Raw genomic sequence first — 22,301 nt, forward strand, 5'->3', positions numbered from 1 at the left:
GGCTTGATGCGGTACGGGTGATCGTGGCAACTTAAGTCATGAATCAGTAAAATCTTTCCTGCTTGGGCAACCAGAAGAAGTTTCAACTTCGATTCCCGGAACACGGAGAGTCTCCGCCCTTCAATCCTTTGCCACAACAGTGTCGTAAAGCCCATAGTGAGACAAGCCTTGGTGACTCTCAATACCCGTATAGCGTAGCGACGCGTCTTCGTAACGACGGAAGGCGAAGACGGCTTGGTTCATCTGCTCGGTATTGAATACCTTGAGGCGGACGAGTAGATGGAAGTCCTTCACGGTCAAGCCAGTCACGGCCAAAAATAAGTCCGGCTCGAGTTTGGTGATGACATCCTGCAACGTGTTTTCGCGGAAATCGGTGAGATACATAAACGCCGGGATGCGGGTTGCGAACTTGATCAGTTTCTCCTGAACCAGCTTGCGCTTGGATTTGTATTCCTTCTCTTCGTCGGTGAGTTCCTTCTTCTCCTTGGCCGACAAATCCTTGTCCTTCGCCTTGTTCTTGAGGTCCTTGACCTTATCGCTCTTGTTGATGATGGTCTCGATGATATTGTCGCCCAGCGCGCGCCAGCCCTCGATGCGCTCCACAGCGGCCATTGCCTCGGGATTGTCCATGATGCGCCGGAGCGTATCGTTATCCACGTTCACCAGTAGCGCGCTCTCCCATTTGCGCGCCAACAGCGTCGCCGAGGTGCCCGCCATCGCGATGTCGAGGATGCCGCCCGCGTCGATCTGCGTCATGTTCGCACCATCGTAAGCGAGCACGGGCAGGAATGACACAAGTTCCTTGACCGCATTTTCCGGATTTGGCTCGTTGGGCGACAGCCCGATCCCGTACTCCGAGAGTTGCCGCAGGGCGCGCGTGGGCGCGAAGTCGAACACGAAGCAGACGGGTTTGAGAATCTCTTCCTCGTTCGGGTTGTCGCCGTTGGGGTTTTTGATGGACCATGGCGATTGCACACGGAACGCAGCCTGGAAGTAGGTCTCGGGCGACTGAAGGTTGCGTAGCATCAGGATGGATGACCACTGCGTCACGGTGACACCTGTGGTGAGCTTGCCGCACGAAAGCGTGATGGTCTTGGTGTCGAATCCGCTGCCGATGGCTTTCCGCACCGGCGGCAACGCTTCCAATCCGATTCCCGCCGAGGCGCCTGCGGCGACGACCAACGTGTAGTCATGCCAGAACACATTTTGCTTCTCGGCCAGCAGGTTTGCCATCGCATGGCACGCCGCAACATTGGGCAGGAACCAGAATGAATGCTGCAAATAAGGCAGCAGGCGCACGTCGGAATATGGAAAAGGTGGCCGCGTACCGGTCTTCAGGTGCTCGACCGATTTTTGTGCGTAACCCCCACGAATGATGTCCAGCCACTTTTGCACATCGTTCTTGTGCTTGAACTGTGCCGTTCTGCCCACGCCCCTTGCCTCGAAGAACGTATTGAGATCGAACTCGTCAAACTCGCCGCCGCTCGCAATGGCTAGCAGTTCATCCGGCATCTGATAAGTCAGCAGCCGCATCTGCGGCAGCGCGCCGTAGGGGTTGCGCTGACCTGGATTCGTGGCGGCGAACGCTTCCTTGGCACGCTGCTCGTCGGTGTAAGTCCAGTTGAATATCTGCTCTTCGATGAACTCACCCGTCGCCAGCGCCTTGAACGGCGTGCCGGAAAGGTACAAGTAAGCCTGGGTGGTGATGGGCAGGAACTCGGCTTCCTTCTCCGAGAGCACGGTGAGGTCTTCGTTCATGCCCTCCAGACCGACGGCATATTCCAGCCTGGCCTCCTTTTTTGCGACGGCATCCTCCTCGCCCTCGAACAGTTCCTTCGCGGTCTCACGCCACGCCCCGAAGTGGTATTCGTCGAACACCACGAGGTCCCAATTCACCGTATGGAGCCACTCATTCTTCGGTTTGATGTTGCCTGCGGCGTCGCGGCCGAGCAAATCCTGAAATGAACCGAAATAGACGACGGGTTTTTTTGCGGTCGATCTGCGTCGGGTCGCTGCCGGACGAGCGTGAGAGATATTGCCAGCCGTCGAAGTCCACATGAGACTCAAGATCAGTCTGCCACGCATCTTCGACGGCAGGCTTGAAGGTGACCACCAGCACGCGCTTCGCCCCGAGCTTCCTGGCCAACTGGTAGGCGGTGAAGGTTTTGCCGAAGCGCATCTTCGCGTTCCACAGAAAGCGCGGAACGGCGTTCTTGTTTTCACTCCAGATTGACTGGTAGTAGTCAAAGGTCTTGTCCACCGCCTCGGCCTGCTCCCGGCGCATCGGAAAGGTTTCGTGATGCGTTCCCATGAAGCGCTGGCCAGTGCGCAGCCCGGTGAGTACGGTCTTTACATCCTTGACCGAGCAGCGCATCCACTCTAGCTCGGCTTTTTCGAAGCCCTTTCTGACCAGCGCCGCACGCACTTCGTGATCGCTAAAGAGGGTGCCGTCATCGCGCTCGGCAGGTGCATCGAGTTCGATCCTATAATTCTTGATAGCCGCGGTCTTGAGCTGCTCGGCGATGCGCTGCTTCACGTCGCGCGTGGTCTGCCCGACCTTGAGAAGCCCCTTATGCGCGGCATCGGCAATCGAGTAGGCATAGATGCGCGGCCGGGCTTCCGGTTTGGGTGCAAGGATTTCCTCGATCGTCCTGGCCATCAGTCGTCGCCCTTGCTGCTGAGATCCATTGGGCGAATCATCTTCTCAACGAAAGCCCACTCTTCGTGCGTAATACCGTACTTCTTGCGGAGCTTCTCGTCTGTCCATGACTGCGAGAAATCCTGAATGGGTACGAATGTGTAGACAATTTGCGTCGCATGCTGCGATGGCTTGTGGAGCAAGACGAGTAGTCTGAATAGTTGACTTGAGATATATGTAAGGGCGTTCTTCGCATCCGCCTCATTTTTGAAGGGGCCGATGAATAGATAAGTCTCAGAAGAAACGCTTCCGGGTTCGCCCACAAATGGCTTGCCGAGAATAGGATGGGGAAAAGCATCACTTCCGCTACCCAATGGCGGAATAAAGACCTTCCATTTATCTATTACGTCTGCGTTCTTCGTGATTTCGGAACGAGCAACGTAGCTCGTTCCTCCATTCTGGTAGATAAGTACTGCGTTCTTGCTTGCCGCTCTTCCCTTGAATGTGGTGTCGAAACCAAACGGTTTTCGCGAACTCACCAAAGTCTTGAACTGCTTGTCTTCGGGGAGAGCCAAAGACTTGTCGCTGCCAACCTCTACCTTTATTACCTTCTTGAGGATAGGCAGTGCCTCGTTGTAGCGGATGAATACGTCCGTTCCCGCTTCAAGCAGCGGTCGCTCAACTGGCGTGTTTTTTTCGCCCTTGTCATGAGTAGTAACGCGTACATTTCCACGATTATCTCTATCCCAGAGAAAATAGCAGATACCACCTTTGATTTGGGTACCTGGAAACACGTCGTTGCTGTCTGGAAAGTCTTCGATGATACGCAAGCGCTCGTCTTTCAACATGGAAGCACGGAAATCGTCGAGGCCCTTGCCGCCCGAGAACCAGCGGGCGGGAATAACCATGCTCAACAAGCGAGGTTCAAGCTTTTTAGCTTGCTCGACGAACTTATTGTAAATCGGAGCGGCGCTTGTACCGAAGCCGTCATCGTCCAACTGATACGGCGGGTTACCAACGATGACATCGAATTGCATATTGCCTCCAAACAACTCGGCCATCCGAGTCTTGATGTTATCCGTGTGAATAAATGCATAAGCGTGGGTTTCCAAGACAGCGCCACGATCCAGTGCCGTTTGGCTGGCGCCGCAAAATGTGCATTTGCCACTGGCCCAAGTGTGCTTCAGCCGCTCAAACCAGATGTTCCCCGCGTCACTCGTGAAGGATTTGGCAATGGAATGCTGCCCATTGGCGTGCTTCGAGCAATACACGCTACGCCGCGCCAGCAGACTGGTGAGATTCGTGATACCAATGCCGAACACCTGCCTGGTCAGGATGTGATTGACGCGCTCGTTGAGGTTCGGCATTTCGTCTGCGAGGCCTTTGGTCAGTCGGCTGGTGATTTCCCGCAGGAACACGCCCGACTTGGTGCACGGGTCGAGGAATCGAATCGTCTTGTCCGCCCAGAGGTTTGCCCCGTTGTGACTGGCCGCCCATGCCTCGGCAACAGTATCCAGCATCCTGTTGGCAAGTTCCGGTGGTGTGAACACCTCGTCGTTGGAAAGATTCGAAATGCAGGTCAGTACATCAGGATTGCGACCTCGCAGGGTGAAGGAAGCCTGACCGTTCATGCGATCTCCTTTGCAGTATTACCGTTCGTCATGCGAGCAAGCTCACGAACGGTCATCGGCGGGTAAGCCATAATTGGTGTGAATATCTCATGCTTGGCAAACAGTGATCCCTGTTCAACGTGGTTCGACATGCCGGTGAGGACGTCGAAGCGAAAATCGCGACGTTGAAACTTGCCCTTGCCCAGATAACCCCATTCGGCAAAGGTAATCGGCTCTTTGTGGCTAGTGCACATCGTCAAGGCGTCACCATGGACAAGATTCTGCGATAACACGTAGGAAGCGGCACGATAAATGTCATCTGACCCCTGCACGTTCAGGTAGTCGGCAAAGATTTCCAGCATATTTTCCCGGCATTCGGTGATGTTGTCTGCCAGAAGCTCGATCCCATAGATGCACATCAGTGCCAGCATCGCATAGTGCTGCTTTTCGAAGTCAGATTTCCCGAACTTACACTCGACGGCCGCGAGCTTGCGCTGCAAGACCTTGACAATAAAATTACCGCTTCCGCAGGCCGGTTCCAGAAAGCGGGAATCAATGCGCTCCGATTCGTCCTTCACGAGGTCGAGCATGGCATCTACCAGCCACGCGGGAGTGAATACCTCTCCGTGGTCAGCGACGCGCTTTCGAGATTTAATAAGGTTCATGGGCAAAAGTCTTTAGGCGATAGCTTGTAGGTAATTTGAGAGCATGCCAGACCCAGCTTCGATAAAGAAAATATATTCATGCCAAATATCCATAAACGGCGACGGTGTTGTCATCCCGCGTCAGTAATTGCATCAGCTTGGGATGAATAAAGAGCTTTTCACGCCCGACGGTTCTTTCCTCAAGCACACCGATGTCTACCAGTTGTTTAAGATAGCGCGAAGCCGCTTGGCGCCCCGCGATATTTTTTTCAACCAGGTTCTGAATCCGACAGTATGGCAGATCGAAGATCAGATCGACCAGCTCGCGGCTGTAGATTTTCGGTACTTTTTGCTTCACATAATCAATTGTCAATCCGGAGAGGGCGCGGATCGCGGCAATCTTGGCGGTGGTCCAATGCGCCGTGTCTTCAATGCCTTGCAGTATGAAGCTAATCCACGGTTCCCATGCTTGATTGCGCGTGACATCGAGCAGCAGGCGGTAATATTCGGTTTTGTTCTTGATGATGTAGCGGCTGAGATAAAGAATCGGCAGCGTCAATAAATCTTCCTGGATCAGAAATAGACTATTCAGCACGCGTCCGGTGCGGCCATTGCCATCGGTGAACGGGTGAATCGCTTCAAATTGATAATGCCCGGCTGCCATGCGGATCAGCGGATCGATTTCGCGCTCCTCATGAAGGTAACGTTCCCAGTTAGCCAATTTGGTGCGCAGTAGGTCTTCTCCGGCTGGCGGGGTGTAGATCACCTCTCCCGTTGCCTGGTTGGCCAGTGCTGTTCCCGGAATCCGCCGCACTTGCATGTCCATGCCCTTGATGCGGGTGCATACTTGTTCCGCCGTGCGCGTGTTCAGCGGGTATTGCTTTAGTGCCCGAAACCCTTCCAGCAGTGCACTGCTATAGCGCAGGGCTTCGCGCGTCGCTGGGTCGGCATACTCATTTGCGCTTTGAAACTGAAACAGCCGGTCGGTTGTTGTAACGATATTTTCGATTTCCGAGCTGGCTTGGGCTTCAAGCAGCGGCAGGGCATTGATCAAAACGCCTTGATTGGGAATGAGCTCAGCGGCTTGTTTCAGTTCTGCCAGTGCCGCCCGGGCGGCGATGCATTGCTTCAGCACCGTGCGTGTTTCCAGCTCGGCTGCGGGAGGCAACAGCGGTAGGTCGTTGTAAGGTTGATCCGGACGCCAGGTAGTCATGGTTTAATTTTTGCATTTTTGCGACACGTCGTCAGTTTATGTCGTTCGCAGCGACAGGTCAACTCAATATGTCGCAAATTCTCATTTTTTGCGACATATCGATTAAACGTTAAAGCGGAAGTGCATCACATCGCCGTCCTTGACGATGTATTCCTTGCCTTCGAGGCGCATTTTGCCGGCTTCTTTGGCACCTTGTTCGCCGTTGTACGTGATGAAATCGTCGTAGTTGATGACTTCGGCGCGGATGAAGCCTTTTTCGAAGTCGGTGTGGATGACACCGGCGGCTTGCGGGGCGGTGTCGCCTTTGTGGATGGTCCAGGCGCGGACTTCTTTGACACCGGCGGTGAAGTAGGTTTGCAGTCCGAGCAGGTCGTAACCGGCGCGCACCAGGCGGTTGAGGCCAGGTTCTTCGAGGTTGAGGTCGGCTAAGAAGATTTTTTTGTCTTCGTCGGACAGTTCCGCGATTTCCGCTTCGAGTGCGGCGCAGATGGCAACAACGGGCGCGCCTTCCTTGGCGGCGTATTCTTGCACGCGGGTGAGCAGCGGGTTGTTTTCAAAACCGTGATCGTCGACATTGGCGACGTAAATCGCCGGTTTCGCGGTCAATAAGCACAGCGGTTGCAACAGGTGCTTTTGTTCTTTGTCGAGCTCGAGCATTCTGGCGGGTTTGCCTTCGTTCAGGTGCGCTTGCACCGTTTCCAGTAAAGCGCACAGTTTGATGGCGTCTTTATTGCCGGATTTGGCGACCTTGGATTCGCGCTGAATGGCTTTCTCCACAGTGGCAAGATCAGCCAGGGCCAGTTCAGTTTGGATCACTTCAATGTCCGATATCGGATCGACCTTGCCAGCGACGTGTACGACGTTATCATCTGAGAAGCAGCGCACCATGTTGACGATGCCGTCGGTTTCGCGGATGTTGGCCAGGAATTTATTGCCCAGCCCTTCGCCTTTGGACGCGCCCGCGACCAATCCGGCAATATCGACGAATTCGACGATGGCCGGTTGGATTTTTTGCGGCTTGACGATGTCGCTGAGTTTTTGCAGGCGTGGGTCCGGTACCTCGACGATGCCGACATTCGGATCGATGGTGCAAAAAGGATAGTTTTCCGCCGCGATACCCGCTTTGGTCAAGGCATTAAACAAGGTGGATTTGCCGACATTGGGCAGGCCTACGATTCCGCATTTCAGACTCATGACCGGTTTCTCATTAAAAAGGGTTAAATAACAATGTTATGAATTATTGCCGGGATTTATGCTTTGGTGTGCAGTTTCAGCATCGCCGCTTCGCACGCGCCTTGCGCGATGAGCGGCCAGACTTCCAGGCTTTTTTGAATAGCTTCATCGATCAGCGGCGCTTCTTCCTTTTGCGGCGGGTGTAACACATAGCCGACTACCGCGTTGCGATCGCCCGGATGGCCGATACCGATGCGCAACCGCCAGAAATCCTGCGTGCCCAGTCTTGCCGCGATATCCTTGAGGCCGTTGTGTCCGCCCAAACCGCCGCCTTTTTTTAGCTTGGCAACGCCGGGCTGCAGATCCAGCTCGTCATGCACCACGATGATTTCATCCGGCAGAATTTTATAAAACTGGCACAGCGCAGCAACCGCTTGACCGCTACGGTTCATAAAGGTTTGCGGTTCCAATAGCCATACATCGATGTCATTCTGGCGGATTTGCGCGCATAAGCCATGAAAGCGCACTTCCGCCTTCAGCGGAGCGTGCAGCATTTGAGATAATCGATCCACCCACTCAAAACCGGCATTATGGCGTGTCCCTGCATATTCCCTGCCCGGGTTACCCAATCCAACAATAAGTTTCATGAAGTGATGTCAAGCTGCAGTGTGTGTTAATCCGATTGCTGAGAATGGATTTAAAAATAAGGATCTGCCGGCATGTTCTTTAATTCCGGCAGATGAGTCAAATCCCCAGCAGATCAGTCTGGGGCAAGTCTTTACTGGAGATTATGATTTCTCGGTGCTGGCCTCTTCACCAGCAGCTTCTTCAGATAATACCGATCTTGGTATGACGATCGTTGCTACAGGTAAATCGTCACCTTTGGCCAATGCAACGGTCTCCACGTCTTTAGGCAACACCAGATCGCTCAAGTGAAGGGTATGTCCTGCGGTAAGTTCTGCCAAATCGACAGAAATAAATTCAGGTAAATCACCAGGAAGACAGGTGATGTCCACTTCGGTCAGGATATGCGTAACAATCCCGCCGGAGGTTTTTACGCCCGGTGAAATTTCTGCATTGATAAAGTGCAGTGGAACCTTCATGTGTATTTTCTTGTTTTTGTCGACTCTCTGAAAATCCACATGCAGCACCTGTTTTTTGAAAGGGTGCATTTGCACATCACGCAATAATACGGGTTCTTTTTTCCCCGCAACGCTTAATGTAAGAATGGATGCATGAAATGCTTCCAGCCTGAGCTTATGAAACAGATCATTATGATCCATCTCGATGGATTGCGCTGCCTGTTCGCCACCATAAATGACTGCTGGCACTTTACCGGAACCACGCAGGCGGCGGCTCGCACCCTTTCCCTGCAATGTGCGTTTGTCGGCACTGATTTCTATTTTCATCTTTACTGCTCCATGTTGATGGCTTGTTCGCGACCAAACAAGCCGGTTAAAAAATCGGTTTATTCCATAAATAACGAGCTCAATGAGCTTTCATTGCTAATGCGCAGCATAGTTTCCGCCAGCAGATTCGCAATGCTTAGCTGGCAAATGCGATCACACGCCATCGCATCGTTGCGCAGCGGTATCGTATCCGTGACCACCAGCTTATCCAACGCCGAGTTCTGAATGCGCTCTATCGCACTGCCTGACAGAACGGCATGGGTCGAATAGGCCAGCACTGTTCGCGCCCCGTGTTCTTTTAATGCTTTCGCCGCTTCGCACAGCGTATTTGCAGTATCTACCAGATCATCGATGATGACACAGGTGCGATCCTTGACTTCTCCAATGATATTCATCACCTTCGCTTCGTTGGGTTTGGGGCGTCGCTTATCGATAATAGCCAAATCACATTCCAAACGTTTGGCCAAATGCCTGGCGCGCACTACTCCACCCACATCTGGCGAGACCACGATCAGATTCTGATAATTATGTTTCCAGATGTCTCCCAGCAAAATGGGCATGCCGTATATATTATCAACAGGGATGTCAAAAAAACCCTGGATTTGGTCCGAGTGCAGATCCATAGTCAATAACCGGTCAACGCCAACAGTAGTCAGCATATTGGCTACCACTTTGGCGGTGATCGGCACGCGTACCGAGCGGGGTCTTCTGTCTTGTCGTGCGTAACCAAAATACGGGATTGCAGCAGTAATGCGACTCGCAGACGCACGTTTTAAGGCATCGACCATCACCAATATTTCCATCAAACTATCATTGGTCGGTGCGCAGGTCGATTGCAGCACAAAAACATCCTTTCCACGCACATTTTCAAGGATTTCCACCATAACTTCACCGTCACTGAAACGCCCTACATTTGCTCGCCCCAGGTGAATGTTAAGATGCTTCACAACATCCTGGGCCAATTTAGGGTGCGCGGTGCCGGTAAAAACCATCAAACTGTCATAAGACATGTTTTTTCTTCGTTCTTTGAGCTAATTAGCTGGAAAAGGGAGCACTGATTTATTTTGTTAAACGAGCTACTTTCAACGATCCGTTGTCAGATTTGACTATTATATATGTATTAAGAATCGATGAAATTTATATAAACTGGCAGGGGAGGTAGGGATCGAACCTACGAATGCCGGAATCAAAATCCGGTGCCTTACCACTTGGCGACTCCCCTATATCTTTATTTTATTGTCTGTTGCCACGGATGGTAGTCCAGTCCTCTTGCCATAAAGCCTGTCATACTATCAGGAATACATTCGAAAACCGCCTGCGCCGCCGCTTCAGATGCAAACTCAGCAAAAACGCAAGCACCTGATCCGCTCATCGCCGTTATTGTAGTATTTTCTTGCTGCTTTAGCCACTCCAAACAACGCGCAACTTCCGGGTATAGCCGACAAACCACTCGTTCCAAGTCATTATGGCCTTGCCAGACGGAAAAGGGCGGTATTTTGATAGGAATTGTGTTGCGTGTCAATTCTTTACTCGTAAAAATTTCAGCGGTTGATACTTGTACGGGCGGTATCAGGACGACATACCAAGCGGGCGGCAATTTAATCCCGGTCAATTTCTCACCGATTCCTTCGGCGAAAGCATTTTCTCCAAAAATAAATACCGGAACATCGGCACCTAGCTGCAGCCCTAATTCGAGCAATTGTTGCTTACTTAAATTAGTCTTCCACAAATGATTTAATGCTAGCAGTGTAGTGGCCGCATCCGAGCTGCCGCCGCCCAGACCGCCGCCCATCGGAATCTGCTTTTGCAGAAAGATGTCGATGCCCTGCATGGTTGCGGTTTTTTGTTGCAGCAGCTTGGCGGCACGCACGCATAGATCTTTTTCTTCCGGCACGCCGACAATCGGCGTATGGAGTTTGATGAGGCCATCCGAGCGTAATGCAAAACTGAGTTGATCAGAGAAATCTATAAACCGGAAAACGGTTTGCAACAAATGATAGCCATCCTGTCTGCGGCCAACAACATGTAAAAAAAGATTCAGCTTGGCAGGAGCAGAAAACGTATGCATGAATAATGATAAGGCGGTAATGTTTTATCAGGAAAAATTACTCGATGCTCCAATTGTCTACTACCAACCGGATTCTCAAGTTGTCGTAGAACAAATTGATCACGCGGGGGAGCATTGGAGAATCTGATCGAGCTGGAGTGAAGCTACTATAATGAATATGCCAGCCATCTTGACGGATGGCGATAACCTGATCCTTTCTATCCAGATCTTTTTCGGCAGCGGTGAGTGGCGAATGCGTTCCCTGAATCCAGTACTGCAAGCCGTCAAGTGGCATGCGCCAGCCCAAAATTTGCTCAGTCAGACTTTCCACATCGGTGGCATAAAACGCCTCTAGCTTTGAAGTAATTAAGCGCACTCCTGCGCTGTCTTTCGTGATTTCCGCGACTGCCTGACCTAAAGGTGTGAATAGTAAAATCTCATCGCTGGCAGTCATATGCTGCCAGCGAAAGTTACCGGAAAAGCTTTGGCTCTTGTCTTGGACGGATATTCTTCCCAGGATATTAAAATCACCGGCGGGAATATTCTGAGTATTAGCAGCAAGTGGTTCGGTAAAAATAGTCGTTGCAATCGCATCAGATGGAGGTTGAGTCGGTAATGTCCTACAGGCGGGAAAGAACAGAATGAAGCAGCTTATCAAAAAGCCCAGAATAACATTCGGTTGATGCGCTCTGATCCGGCTTGCGGGTAATTTAGAATTTCTAGGCTTAATACAAAAATTAATCAATTTCAATTCATTAATTACCAATGCGCAAGAAGTGCATAAGAGATTTTAATTATTTATGGTTTTATTGGTTTGGTGATAATCGGGCAGAACAATATTCAGTTCCAGTGTTTCTTGATTCTCGTCTTGCTCGAAATTAACGGAGATTGCGTCCTGATCCACATTAACATATTTGCGGATAACGTCTAAAAGCTCCTTCTGCAATTGCGGCAAATAAGAAGGCTGGTTGCGATAAGTGCGCTCATGCGCGACAAGAATTTGTAATCTTTCTTTGGCAAGCGATGCGGTCTTGGGTTTGGATGATCTGAAATAGTCCAGTAAGCTCATTTTCTTCCTCCGAAAAGCCTCCTGAGAAACCCTTGCTTGCCATCGATAAATCGATGTGGCAGTGTCTCTCCTAAATAACGTGCGACGACATCGGCATAGGCCTGACCTGCCTCGCTTTTCTCGTCCAGAATGACTGGTATGCCCGCATTGGATGCGGATAAGACAGATTTTGACTCAGGAATAATGCCTAACAACTCCAGAGATAAGATTTCCTGCACATCTTCCAGGCTCAGCATTTCACCTAATCTTACCCGGTCGGCATCATACCGGGTTAACAATAAATATTCCTTGATGGGTTCTTCGTTTCTTTCAGCGCGGCGTGATTTGCTCGACAGAATACCCAACATGCGATCGGAATCCCGAACGGAAGAAATTTCCGGGTTAGTTACCACAAAAGCGTCATCGGCAAAATAAAGTGCTAAATTGGCGCCTTTTTCGATACCCGCGGGCGAATCGCAAACAATATATTGGAAATCCTTGGATAGTTCATCCAGTACTTTACCCACGCCTTCGTGTGTCAGCGCGTCTTTATCGCGCGTTTGCGAAGCTGGCAGGATATAGAGAAGATTACAGTTTTTGTCACGAATAAGTGCTTGGTTGAGACTGGCCTCTCCATTGATAACATTAATAAAATCATAAACAACACGACGCTCGCAGCCGAGAATCAAGTCTAGATTTCGCAAGCCTACATCAAAATCAATCACCGCTGTTTTGTGACCTCTTTTCGCCAACCCCATGGCAATTGCTGCGCTTGTTGTTGTTTTGCCAACGCCGCCCTTGCCCGACGTTACGACTATAATTCTTGCCAATTGAGCCTCCTTTGCTATTTGGTTTTAAGCAATCTCTTTAATGATCAACGCATGATTCTGTAAATATACTTGTACCGGACTGTTGTATGTTTGCTTATTTAAATCTTCACTGGTTTTATAATCTCCCGCAATAGAGATAAGCTCTGCTTGCAAATCGAAGCAAAATATTCTGGCAGCTGTATTGCCGTGTACACCTGCCAGGGCGCGACCTCGCAAGGTATTATAGACATGTATGTTACCCTCGGCCATAATTTCAGCACCTGCGCTGACTTGAGACAAGATGATCAAATCCCCGGACGAATAGATACGCTGTCCAGAGCGGATCGGCTGAGTAACCAATACTGAGGTCGCAGGCACGGGCGGAATTGCAGCGGGTTGCACGGATTCTTTGACGATGGCTACTTCCGGCTGCGCAGGAGGCTGCTGGATGCTTTCCTGTTTTTGTGTTTCACCCATGATGATCGGGTTACCTAGCTCGCGTACCGTATCGATTGGAAGTGATAGAGCACGTGCTTGCTTATTTTGTTGTTCATTACCGCCACGAATTCCGACAGGAAAAAAACCATTTCTTTTCAATAGCTGCGCGATCTGAGCAAAATCCAAATCCAGGTTCGATTTATTCAGCTCACGTAAATCGATAATCAAAGGCGAATCTTTGAAAAAATCCGGTGCCAGATTGATTTTCTCGTGCAGCATTTGCTCTATCGCAACCATGTCGTTCGTATAAAGAATAAGAATGGGTGAGAAAAAAGTACTGCTTTTAAACTCAAGAATTGGAGAAGTATTTAACATTTTTTAGAACGCATTGTAGCAGTATGAGACCCGCATTGGGATTCATTCATTATGTGATTAATGACTTTTTATCATGAGGTTGATAAAGTCTTCCGGATAAGGAAGTTTAGTCGATAACTTTCTTTTTGGTAAGCCGTTGTAATGTCTCAAGTAAAACTTCATTACCCGGTTCTTTTTCTAAAGCGGAGCGCCAAATATTTATGGCATCGTTCTTAGCGCCTTGCATCCACAGCACTTCACCCAAATGTGCGGCGATTTCGGCATCTGGACGAACGGAAAATGCCAAGTTCAAGTAATTTAACCCTTCTGTCAGGTTACCCATGCGGTAGTACACCCACCCCAAACTATCCATGATATAAGGGTCCTCCGGAGCGAGTTCAACGGCTTTCCTTATCAGCTTGAGTGCTTCCGGTAGTTGAATGCCACGTTCAGCAAGACTGTAACCTAAGGCGTTGTAGGCATGAGCATTGTCAGGCTTGAGCTGTATCAGCTTGCGCAGATCCTGTTCGAGAATCTTAAATTTACCAAGTTTGTCTGCGGCCAGCGCACGATCATAAAGCAGTTCCGGATAATCAGGCAGTTTCTTCAATCCCTCATCAAGCAGATCAAATACTTCCTGGTATGCTTTTGATTTGCGCAGAATCTGCGCTTCCGCCAGAATTAAATGAGCGGCTTGCTGATCATTGGCGGCCGGAAGTTTTTGCAGATGTTCACGAGCTTCTTTCAGATATCCTTTTGTTGCCAATAGATCTGCGTAACGTATCTGTGCAGGCAAATAACGCCCCCCGCTTGTTACCATCTGATACGATTCCATCGCCCTTTCAGGGCGATTCGTTTCCTCATAAATCTGGCCCAAATGAAAATACACCGCATTGGTATCTTTGTATCCCAGACTAAGCGCTTTTTTAAAGCTCGTTTCGGTGACATCAAAATCACCCATTTCCGTAGCTAAAAGCCCGGCAGCCAACATGATTTCGGCATCATCCGAATTTTTGTCCATCAGCCATTGCAATTGTTCTCGCGCCAAATCAGCTTCGTTGCCGCTTATTAATACCCGGGTATACGCGATTCGTACTTCATTGCTTTCCGGGTATTTTTTTAGATAGTCGCGATAAAATTCGCTGGCATCGTCAATTGAGATACGCTGCAGTATTCGTCCGTTATGGATTGCGGCGATTTCCCAATCCGGACGCAACGCCAGTGCACGTTGCATTTCATCGGATGCCAGTTGATGTTGATTGGCAAACCATGCTGCCTGAGAAATGGCAAAATGAACTTCTGGAAGTTCTTTATAAGGTCGGGATAGTTGCTGTATCAACTGTAACGTTGCCGCCTTATCCGGATTCCGTGACAACAGCTGATTAAGCTGCATAAATGCATTGCCTAACCCTTCTTTTTCCGTGGCGAGCAATTTTTCAAGATGAGGTTCCGCCACATCCAGCTTGCCAAGATTGACCAATAAAGCTGCAATGGTTTGACGGGCATCCACTGAATCCGGTTCAAGCTGAATCCACATCGTTGCCGCCTGCTCGGCGGCAAAAGTATTGCCCGCATGCAGGGAAATTTCTGTTGCACGCTTGGCAATCCGGGGATCGCGCGTGGTTTTGGCCAGTTTGACATAGCGGTTTACCGCAACATCCAAATTGCCACGCTGCAATGCGGTTTCACCGATCAGGAAATCAAATAAGATCGGGGCGGTTAATTCTTGCTTGGGTAAATTAGCCTGAGTGACGTCTTCCTGCTCGTTGGATTCCTCCGTATTTTCTATTTCCTTGTTTGCAGGTATCTGCGCACAAGCAGTCAGTACGGATAGCAATAACACACATAGAAGTTTAAATTTCATGAGAAATCCGATTGGTTTTCAAAAATAAGATAAATCTTACAGTCTGTTCATTTTCATGATCCATAATTAGACCCTAAAAGCTTAGTCCATTATTATTCTTTTTCTGCAGTGCTTCGGATTCATTGCGTGATCATTTTTAGCATAATGCGCATATTCTACTTTTATACTTACAAAAAAGTGAATAAATAATTATTTAGCATAAGTGGAATTGAATGTCATCATGAAAAATGAATTGGATTGCAAGAATAGGGATCATTGATGAGTTTTTGATCAGGAAAGGCTGAGAACGACATTAAATCATGAAAGTTCATAATTGTACCGGCTGCGCTAAAATTCAAGCATACTATCGTATCCGCATGAATTTTATCTATGGATACTTCCAATTTTGATTCTCTTGAATAATTCTTACGTTAAATTAATTATTGTTTATTTGCTGGGGGTGCTGACCGTTCTGGGTTTTGCGCCTTTTTATCTTTACCCTGTTCCGGTGGTTACGCTCGCCGTGTTGCTGGGTTATTGCCATAATAGTTTATCCCCGATTAAAAACGCGGCATTGGGATTTTGTTTTGGTATGGGATTGTTCAGTGCCGGTGTCACATGGATTTATGTCAGCTTGCACGATTTTGGTGCGATGCCGATGGCCACCGCGATTGTCGCATTGATTATACTCTGTGCTTATCTGTCGCTTTTTCCCGCCCTGGGCCTGGGGTTATTGACTAAACTTCGTCTGACTTCGTCGCTCCTCTGGGCCGCACTGGCCGCTGCATTGTGGATAATGTTTGAGTGGTTGCGCGGAACCTTGTTTACCGGTTTTCCCTGGTTGCTGATGGGTTACTCACAAGCGCCTTTCAGTCCCTTGGCTGGCTTTGCACCGATTATCGGGGTATATGGTATCTCAATGATTGTGGTATTCAGTGCTGCCTTGCTTTTTTTCTGGATTGATAAAGGGATCAGGCAATGGCGTTTCGGGTTGCCCTTAATACTGATTTGGTTCGGCGGATATGGTTTGCAAGCAATTCATTGGGTGCAGCCGCAAGGTGAACCGGTTACCGTGAGCCTGCTGCAGGGCAATATCGCTCAGGACATGAAATGGCGCGAGGATCATCTGGAAAATACGATGCAGACTTATGCCCGGTTGATTCTGGAAAGTGACAGCCGTCTGATCGTAACACCGGAAATTTCTATCCCGCTGTTCAGCAATGTTGTGCCGAAATCCTATCTGTCGTATCTGGCCGAGCATGCCAGAAGCAACAATGGCGATGTGTTGATCGGGCTGGCCGAACGCGCCGCCCATGATGATAACGAATATTACAATACCATGTTCAGTTTTGGTTCCGCACCGGAACAAAGTTACCGCAAACATCACTTAGTACCCTTTGGCGAATTTATACCGCTAAAGCCCATATTCGGTTGGGTTATCGATGTATTACAAATACCATTATCGGATTTTTCACGAGGCAGTCTGGATCAACAGCCGATGAATCTTGCGGGGCAGCGCGTTGCAATCAATATTTGCTATGAAGATGTATTCGGGGAAGAGATTATTAATCAGTTGCCGCAAGCGACGATGTTGGTCAATGTAAGTAATGATGCCTGGTTCGGACGCTCGATCGGGCCGCAGCAGCATTTACAGATTTCGCAGATGCGCGCGCTGGAAACCGGGCGCTATATGCTGCGGGCCACCAATACAGGCGTAACCGCAATTATCGACGAGCGCGGCCGGGTATTGCAGACCATTGAAATTTTCACCACTGCGGCGTTGCACGGGCTGGCGCAAGGTTTTACCGGAGCCACGCCCTATGTGCGGATGGGAAATTACCCGGTACTCGGGCTCGCCGGTCTGTTATTGTGTATCGGATTGTTATCCGCCTTTCACGCAGCCAGGAAAAACCGGTAAAATCCGCATTACTTCATTTGAGAGTGGTTTAATCCAGATTCTTCATGTCAACACTTACTTTCCAGGAAATCATCCTGACCTTGCAGCGGTATTGGGATAAGCAAGGATGCGCGATTCTGCAGCCTTACGATATGGAAGTCGGCGCGGGAACCAGCCATACCGCCACCTTTCTGCGCGCGCTCGGCCCTGAACCCTGGAAAGCCGCATACGTGCAACCGTCGCGTAGGCCTAAAGACGGGCGCTATGGCGAAAACCCCAACCGCTTGCAGCATTATTATCAATTTCAGGTGGTGCTCAAACCCGCACCGAAAGATATTCTGGATTTATATTTCGACTCGTTGCGTGAGCTGGGTTTTGATTTGACGCAAAATGACGCGCGCTTGGTGGAAGATGATTGGGAAAATCCCACGCTGGGTGCTTGGGGGCTAGGTTGGGAAGTTTGGCTCAATGGCATGGAAGTGACCCAATTTACCTATTTCCAGCAGGTTGGCGGTATTGACTGCAAACCCGCGACCGGCGAAATAACCTACGGGTTGGAGCGGCTTGCGATGTACTTGCAAGGCGTGGAAAGCGTGTTTGACCTGGTCTGGACCAAAGGATTGACTTATCACGACGTGTATCATCAAAACGAAGTGGAGCAGTCCACGTATAACTTTGAACACAGTGATACGGAATTTTTGTTTCTGGCGTTTGGCAAGTACGAAGCGCAAGCCAACCATCTCATCGAAAAGCAGTTGGCGCTGCCCGCGTACGAGCAAGTGTTGAAAGCGGCACATACGTTTAATCTGCTCGATGCGCGCGGAGCTATTTCAGTCACGGAGCGTGCCGCGTATATCGGTCGCATTCGCAATCTGTCGCGACAAGTTGCTAGGGCGTATTACGATAGCCGCGCAAACCTGAATCCTCCTTTCCCGATGGCACCGCGTGAATGGGTCACACAGATGCCGGATAGGGTGAAATCTGCATGATGACTCAGAACCTGCTCGTTGAATTATTGGTGGAAGAACTGCCACCCAGATCGCTGAAGACACTTGGTGAATCATTTGGAGTGCTCTTGTTTGAAGGATTGCAGACACTTCATAATCTTGGCAACGATGCGCAACTTACTGCATTCGCATCTCCCAGACGGCTTGCAGCGCATATCACTAACGTCATGGAAATTGCTGTGCATCCACCCCAGAAAATAAAACTCATGCCAGTATCAATTGGGATTGATGCAAATGGGGAATACACACAAGCCTTCCAAAAAAAACTACGACAAAGCTGCGGATACTCGGATGAAATATCTCCTCGGACCCTTGAGGAACGAATCTCCCGCGAATTTGATGGAAAGACAGAATTTCTATTCCACACTGATGTAGCTGTTGGATTTCCTCTGGGAAAGAATTTGCAGCAGGTACTACACACCTTAATTACGAAGCTGCCGATCGCCAAGATGATGACGTATCAGCTAGCAGACGGCTGGAGTAGCGTCAATTTTGTACGTCCGGCACATGCATTGATCGCATTGCATGGTGCGGATATCGTTCCGGTCAATATTCTGGGTTTGCAAGCCGGGCGCGAAACGCAGGGACATCGTTTTGAAGCAAAAGTAAATCCCATCGTGTTGCACAATGCGGATAGCTACGCGCAACAACTGCTGACTGAAGGCGCTGTCATGGCCGATTTTTCCGAGCGCCGCGCGGAAATCGCGCATCAACTCGCAGTATCAGCCGCAAAGGAAAATCTCACTCCGATTGACGATGACGCTCTATTGGACGAAGTCACCGCATTGGTCGAACATCCCAACGTTTTGGTAGGGAAATTCGCTGAGGATTTCCTGCAAGTGCCGCAGGAATGCCTGATTCTGACCATGAAAGCGAATCAGAAATATTTCCCGTTGCTGGATGCGCAGGGAGAATTGGCCAACAAGTTTTTGCTGGTTTCCAACATACGACCAACCGATCCCGCGCAAGTGATCACCGGCAATGAGCGCGTGGTGCGTTCGCGCCTGGCCGATGCCAAGTTTTTCTTCGATCAGGATCGCAAAAAAACATTGGCTTCGCGTGTGCCGGAATTGGATAAAGTCGTTTACCACAACAAACTGGGTTCGCAAGGTTTACGCATGCACTATGTCCGAGCCATCGCAAAAATGATTGGTGAACAATTGGGTGGCGATGCACTCGCCGATCAAGCTTACGAAGCTGCCACACTGGCAAAAGCAGATTTGCTGACCGATATGGTGGGCGAATTCCCGGGGTTGCAAGGCATTATGGGACGCTACTATGCGCAATATGAAGGGTTAAGCGACGAAGTCGCATTTGCCATTGAGGATCATTATAAACCGCGCTTTTCCGGCGATGCATTACCACGCAATCCGGTTGGCGTCTGCGTGGCGCTGGCCGACAAATTAGAAACATTGGTGAATATGTTTGGTATCGGTGAAATTCCGACTGGTGATAAAGACCCGTTTGCATTGCGCCGCCATGCATTGGGGATTATTCGCATATTGACTGAGAAAAATTTACTGCTTGATCTGAATGCATTAATTTCGCAGGTAATTAAAATAATTGAAGATAAAAATATCCCCACACAATGGGCAAGCTCGCAGCAATCGACTGTTGTTACACAGCAGCAAATTATTGCAAAAGGATCTAGCGAATTGTTACTGACTTTTATCTGCGAACGTTTGGCAGGTAATTTACGCGAACAAGGCTCCACCGCCCAGGAAGTCGACGCAGTTCTTAGTCTGAATCCGCAACAATTAAGCGATATTCCCAAACGGCTGGCTGCAGTACGCGCTTTTGCAGCACTGCCCGAAGCAGCCAGTCTGGCGGCTGCCAACAAGCGGGTAAGCAACATCCTTAAAAAATCGGAAAGCCATATCCACGACGAAGTTCACACCAAATTATTACAGGAAGAAGCCGAACGAACGCTTCATCAAACATTGACAACGCTATTGCCGGAAACAGAAAAAGCTTTTGCAGCAGGTGATTATACCGCTTCGCTGCAAATTCTCGCCAAGCTCAAGTTGCCGATCGATACTTTTTTTGATCATGTGATGGTGAATGTAGAAGATGAGCCGTTGCGTAATAATCGGCTGGCCTTATTGAGGCAACTTCAGCAAACGATGAATCGTGTAGCTGATCTTTCAAAATTGGCGGTCAATTAACATGAAACTGATCATCCTCGACCAAACCGGTGTGATTAATCAATGCAGCGATACCTTTATCAGAACACCGGAGGAATGGATTCCCATTCCAGGCAGCCTGGAAGCAATTGCCCGGTTGACGCATTCCGGCTATCGCGTGGTCATCGCTACTAATCAATCGAGCATTGGCCGTGGCTTGATCGATATGACGACTTACAATGCCATCAATGACAAAATGTACAAAGCCATTCATCATGTTGGTGGCCGCATCGATGCGATATTTTTTTGCCCGCATACCCATGCGGATAAGTGCGCCTGCCGCAAACCGGCCACGGGTTTATTCGATGAGATCATGCAGCGTTATGGCGTTAATTTAACGAATGTTGCAGTTGTCGGTGATTCATTAAAAGATCTGCACGCTGCAGCAGCAGTGGGTGCAATACCTGTTTTGGTGCTGACCGGCCACGGCCAGATAACGCAAACCTGCCAGGAAATTCCCTTCAATACGCAGATTTTTGCAGATTTGTCGGTTGTCGCTGATACTTTAATCGGGGAGGAATGAGATTGGCAGTTTTACGGTCAACCCTGTACATGTTGTTGCAGATCATCATCACGCCCCCGTATGCATTACTGACACTCGCGTGCTTTCCATTATCGCCGCATAACCGTTATCGCGTGACTTCCAGCTGGACGTTCATCATGCTGTTTTTGCTGCGCAATGTGTGCGGCATACGTTATCAAATCATCGGTGCGGAAAATATTCCAAAAACTCCGAGTATCGTGCTATCCAAACATCAATCGGCATGGGAAACACTGGCGTTCCAGAAAATTTTTCCGCCCCAGGTGTGGGTGCTGAAAAAGGAATTATTGCGCATCCCGTTTTTTGGCTGGGGCTTGGCGATGACCAGCCCGATCGCGATCGATCGGAGTGCCAAGAAGAAGGCGCTAGAACAGATTGTCGAGCAAGGCAAGGATCGATTAAAACAAGGATTCTGGATCGTGGTCTTCCCCGAAGGCACGCGCATCCCGCCGGGACAACGCGGCAAATACCGGATCGGCGGTGCATGGCTGGCAACGCATACAAACACGCTGGTAGTACCCGTCGCACACAATGCCGGCGAATTGTGGGGAAGAAATTCTTTCATCAAACACCCTGGCACCATCACCGTCAGTATTGGCGAACCCATCGATCCGACCGGCATGGAACCCGGCGAATTAAACGCGCAAGTGGAAGCCTGGATTGAGTTCGAAATGCTACGCATCAGCCAGAAAAATCAACAAAAAGCATAAGCGTGCTCGTTCACACTGTTTTAAATGACAGGAAAATCAGCTACACACTGAGGCGATGCAAACGCAAGTCGGTGGGTTTGACCATCAATCACGAAGGTTTGAAAATCAGCGTGCCGTTGCAGGCCAGCGTGTCGCATATCGAAAGCATTCTGCAACAAAAAGCCGATTGGATCACTAAAAAACTGGAACAGTGGCAAAGTAAAAAGAGTCTGGCCATATCATGGACGCATGATGCCATCTACCCGTTACTAGGCGAACCGTGGCGTATTGTGTTGAAACCATCGGGCGAGATTGAAATGGCGCAGCATTTCGTTAATGAAACCACACATGCGGAAATTGCAGAACCATCTTTGCCACAACTCTGTTCTCATCACATCGAGAAATTCGTCATGGCCTGGTATAGCCAGCAAGCGATCACCTGCTTCAAACAGCGCATCGCAATCTACGCTCCGGCACTCAATCTACCGGTACCACCCTTCCGCTTATCAAATGCCAAAACCCGCTGGGGCAGCTGCAACAGCCGCGGCATCATTCACCTGAACTGGCGCTTGATTCAATTGCCACTGCACTTGATCGACTACGTCGTCGCACATGAATTGGCGCATTTGATCGAAATGAATCATTCAAAGGCGTTTTGGAAGCTGGTGGAGAGTGTTTATCCGAAATATCTGGAAGTACGCAAATTACTCAAAGGCTATGGCTGATGATAGTTCTTGCTAGCACAAATTGGAGTTAGG

Annotated in this window: 21 protein-coding genes and 1 tRNA gene; 6 read left to right on the forward strand and 16 right to left on the reverse strand. The window is 49.6% G+C overall.

The features are described 5' to 3' along the window. Positions 1-120: 120 nt before the first annotated feature. From ATY38_RS04465 to ATY38_RS04535, 16 genes are all read right to left on the reverse strand, one after another. Positions 121-1,953, reverse strand: a complete 1,833-nt coding sequence (locus tag ATY38_RS04465) for a restriction endonuclease (protein ID WP_201011913.1) — start codon at positions 1,951-1,953, stop codon at positions 121-123. Continuing rightward, on the reverse strand, positions 1,910-2,659 hold the full coding sequence (locus ATY38_RS16200) for a GIY-YIG nuclease family protein (protein ID WP_201011914.1): 750 nt from the start codon (positions 2,657-2,659) through the stop codon (positions 1,910-1,912). Before ATY38_RS16200 ends, ATY38_RS04465 begins: the two co-directional genes overlap by 44 nt. Further along, positions 2,659-4,269, reverse strand: coding sequence for an Eco57I restriction-modification methylase domain-containing protein (locus ATY38_RS04470; RefSeq protein WP_062558249.1), 1,611 nt, complete (start codon positions 4,267-4,269; stop codon positions 2,659-2,661). The genes ATY38_RS16200 and ATY38_RS04470 overlap by 1 nt, the downstream gene beginning before the upstream one ends. Then, positions 4,266-4,913, reverse strand: a complete 648-nt coding sequence (locus ATY38_RS04475) for an N-6 DNA methylase (RefSeq protein WP_062558250.1) — start codon at positions 4,911-4,913, stop codon at positions 4,266-4,268. The genes ATY38_RS04470 and ATY38_RS04475 overlap by 4 nt, the downstream gene beginning before the upstream one ends. 76 nt (positions 4,914-4,989) lie before the next feature. Next, complete coding sequence (gene fic, locus ATY38_RS04480; protein ID WP_062558251.1) at positions 4,990-6,105, reverse strand: protein adenylyltransferase Fic; 1,116 nt, start codon at positions 6,103-6,105, stop codon at positions 4,990-4,992. Between the two features lie 102 nt (positions 6,106-6,207). Then, complete coding sequence (gene ychF / locus ATY38_RS04485) at positions 6,208-7,299, reverse strand: redox-regulated ATPase YchF (RefSeq protein ID WP_062558252.1); 1,092 nt, start codon at positions 7,297-7,299, stop codon at positions 6,208-6,210. 56 nt (positions 7,300-7,355) lie between these two features. After that, positions 7,356-7,925, reverse strand: coding sequence for an aminoacyl-tRNA hydrolase (gene pth / locus ATY38_RS04490; protein ID WP_062558253.1), 570 nt, complete (start codon positions 7,923-7,925; stop codon positions 7,356-7,358). A gap of 141 nt (positions 7,926-8,066) precedes the next feature. Next, positions 8,067-8,687: a 50S ribosomal protein L25/general stress protein Ctc gene (locus ATY38_RS04495; RefSeq protein ID WP_062558254.1), complete on the reverse strand. Its 621-nt coding sequence runs from the start codon at positions 8,685-8,687 to the stop codon at positions 8,067-8,069. 59 nt (positions 8,688-8,746) lie between these two features. Beyond that, on the reverse strand, positions 8,747-9,697 hold the full coding sequence (locus tag ATY38_RS04500; protein ID WP_062558255.1) for a ribose-phosphate pyrophosphokinase: 951 nt from the start codon (positions 9,695-9,697) through the stop codon (positions 8,747-8,749). A gap of 137 nt (positions 9,698-9,834) precedes the next feature. Next, positions 9,835-9,909: transfer RNA gene (locus tag ATY38_RS04505), tRNA-Gln, on the reverse strand. 6 nt (positions 9,910-9,915) lie between these two features. Next, positions 9,916-10,755: a 4-(cytidine 5'-diphospho)-2-C-methyl-D-erythritol kinase gene (gene ispE / locus ATY38_RS04510; protein WP_062558256.1), complete on the reverse strand. Its 840-nt coding sequence runs from the start codon at positions 10,753-10,755 to the stop codon at positions 9,916-9,918. Positions 10,756-10,792: 37 nt separating this feature from the next. After that, positions 10,793-11,479 carry a lipoprotein insertase outer membrane protein LolB gene (gene lolB / locus ATY38_RS04515; protein ID WP_235590391.1) on the reverse strand — a complete coding sequence of 229 codons (687 nt, stop codon included), beginning with the start codon at positions 11,477-11,479 and terminating at the stop codon, positions 10,793-10,795. 45 nt (positions 11,480-11,524) lie between these two features. Continuing rightward, complete coding sequence (gene minE / locus ATY38_RS04520) at positions 11,525-11,803, reverse strand: cell division topological specificity factor MinE (protein ID WP_013648810.1); 279 nt, start codon at positions 11,801-11,803, stop codon at positions 11,525-11,527. After that, positions 11,800-12,612, reverse strand: a complete 813-nt coding sequence (minD, locus tag ATY38_RS04525) for a septum site-determining protein MinD (protein ID WP_062558258.1) — start codon at positions 12,610-12,612, stop codon at positions 11,800-11,802. Before minD ends, minE begins: the two co-directional genes overlap by 4 nt. Positions 12,613-12,636: 24 nt before the next feature. Continuing rightward, the gene (minC, locus tag ATY38_RS04530; protein WP_062558259.1) at positions 12,637-13,404 is read right to left on the reverse strand and encodes a septum site-determining protein MinC; all 768 of its coding nucleotides are present in this window, start codon (positions 13,402-13,404) and stop codon (positions 12,637-12,639) included. Between the two features lie 106 nt (positions 13,405-13,510). Continuing rightward, positions 13,511-15,247, reverse strand: a complete 1,737-nt coding sequence (locus tag ATY38_RS04535) for a tetratricopeptide repeat protein (protein ID WP_062558260.1) — start codon at positions 15,245-15,247, stop codon at positions 13,511-13,513. Between the two features lie 394 nt (positions 15,248-15,641). On the opposite strand from ATY38_RS04535, the gene lnt reads away from it, so the two are divergent. From lnt to ATY38_RS04565, 6 genes are read left to right on the forward strand one after another with little or no spacing between them, the layout of a single operon-like run. Further along, on the forward strand, positions 15,642-17,144 hold the full coding sequence (gene lnt / locus ATY38_RS04540) for an apolipoprotein N-acyltransferase (RefSeq protein WP_062560092.1): 1,503 nt from the start codon (positions 15,642-15,644) through the stop codon (positions 17,142-17,144). A 44-nt stretch (positions 17,145-17,188) separates the two neighbouring features. Next, positions 17,189-18,112 (forward strand): glycine--tRNA ligase subunit alpha, encoded by a 924-nt coding sequence (gene glyQ / locus ATY38_RS04545; protein ID WP_062558261.1) that lies wholly within the window; start codon positions 17,189-17,191, stop codon positions 18,110-18,112. Then, the gene (gene glyS / locus ATY38_RS04550; RefSeq protein ID WP_176767910.1) at positions 18,109-20,295 is read left to right on the forward strand and encodes a glycine--tRNA ligase subunit beta; all 2,187 of its coding nucleotides are present in this window, start codon (positions 18,109-18,111) and stop codon (positions 20,293-20,295) included. Before glyQ ends, glyS begins: the two co-directional genes overlap by 4 nt. A gap of 1 nt (position 20,296) precedes the next feature. After that, on the forward strand, positions 20,297-20,836 hold the full coding sequence (gene gmhB, locus ATY38_RS04555; protein WP_062558262.1) for a D-glycero-beta-D-manno-heptose 1,7-bisphosphate 7-phosphatase: 540 nt from the start codon (positions 20,297-20,299) through the stop codon (positions 20,834-20,836). Then, positions 20,833-21,564, forward strand: a complete 732-nt coding sequence (locus ATY38_RS04560; RefSeq protein WP_176492702.1) for a lysophospholipid acyltransferase family protein — start codon at positions 20,833-20,835, stop codon at positions 21,562-21,564. Before gmhB ends, ATY38_RS04560 begins: the two co-directional genes overlap by 4 nt. 2 nt (positions 21,565-21,566) lie before the next feature. Then, positions 21,567-22,268, forward strand: a complete 702-nt coding sequence (locus ATY38_RS04565) for a M48 family metallopeptidase (RefSeq protein WP_062558263.1) — start codon at positions 21,567-21,569, stop codon at positions 22,266-22,268. Positions 22,269-22,301: the final 33 nt, after the last annotated feature.

Origin of the sequence: Nitrosomonas ureae (genome assembly GCF_001455205.1) — a bacterium.
Lineage (GTDB): Bacteria > Pseudomonadota > Gammaproteobacteria > Burkholderiales > Nitrosomonadaceae > Nitrosomonas > Nitrosomonas ureae.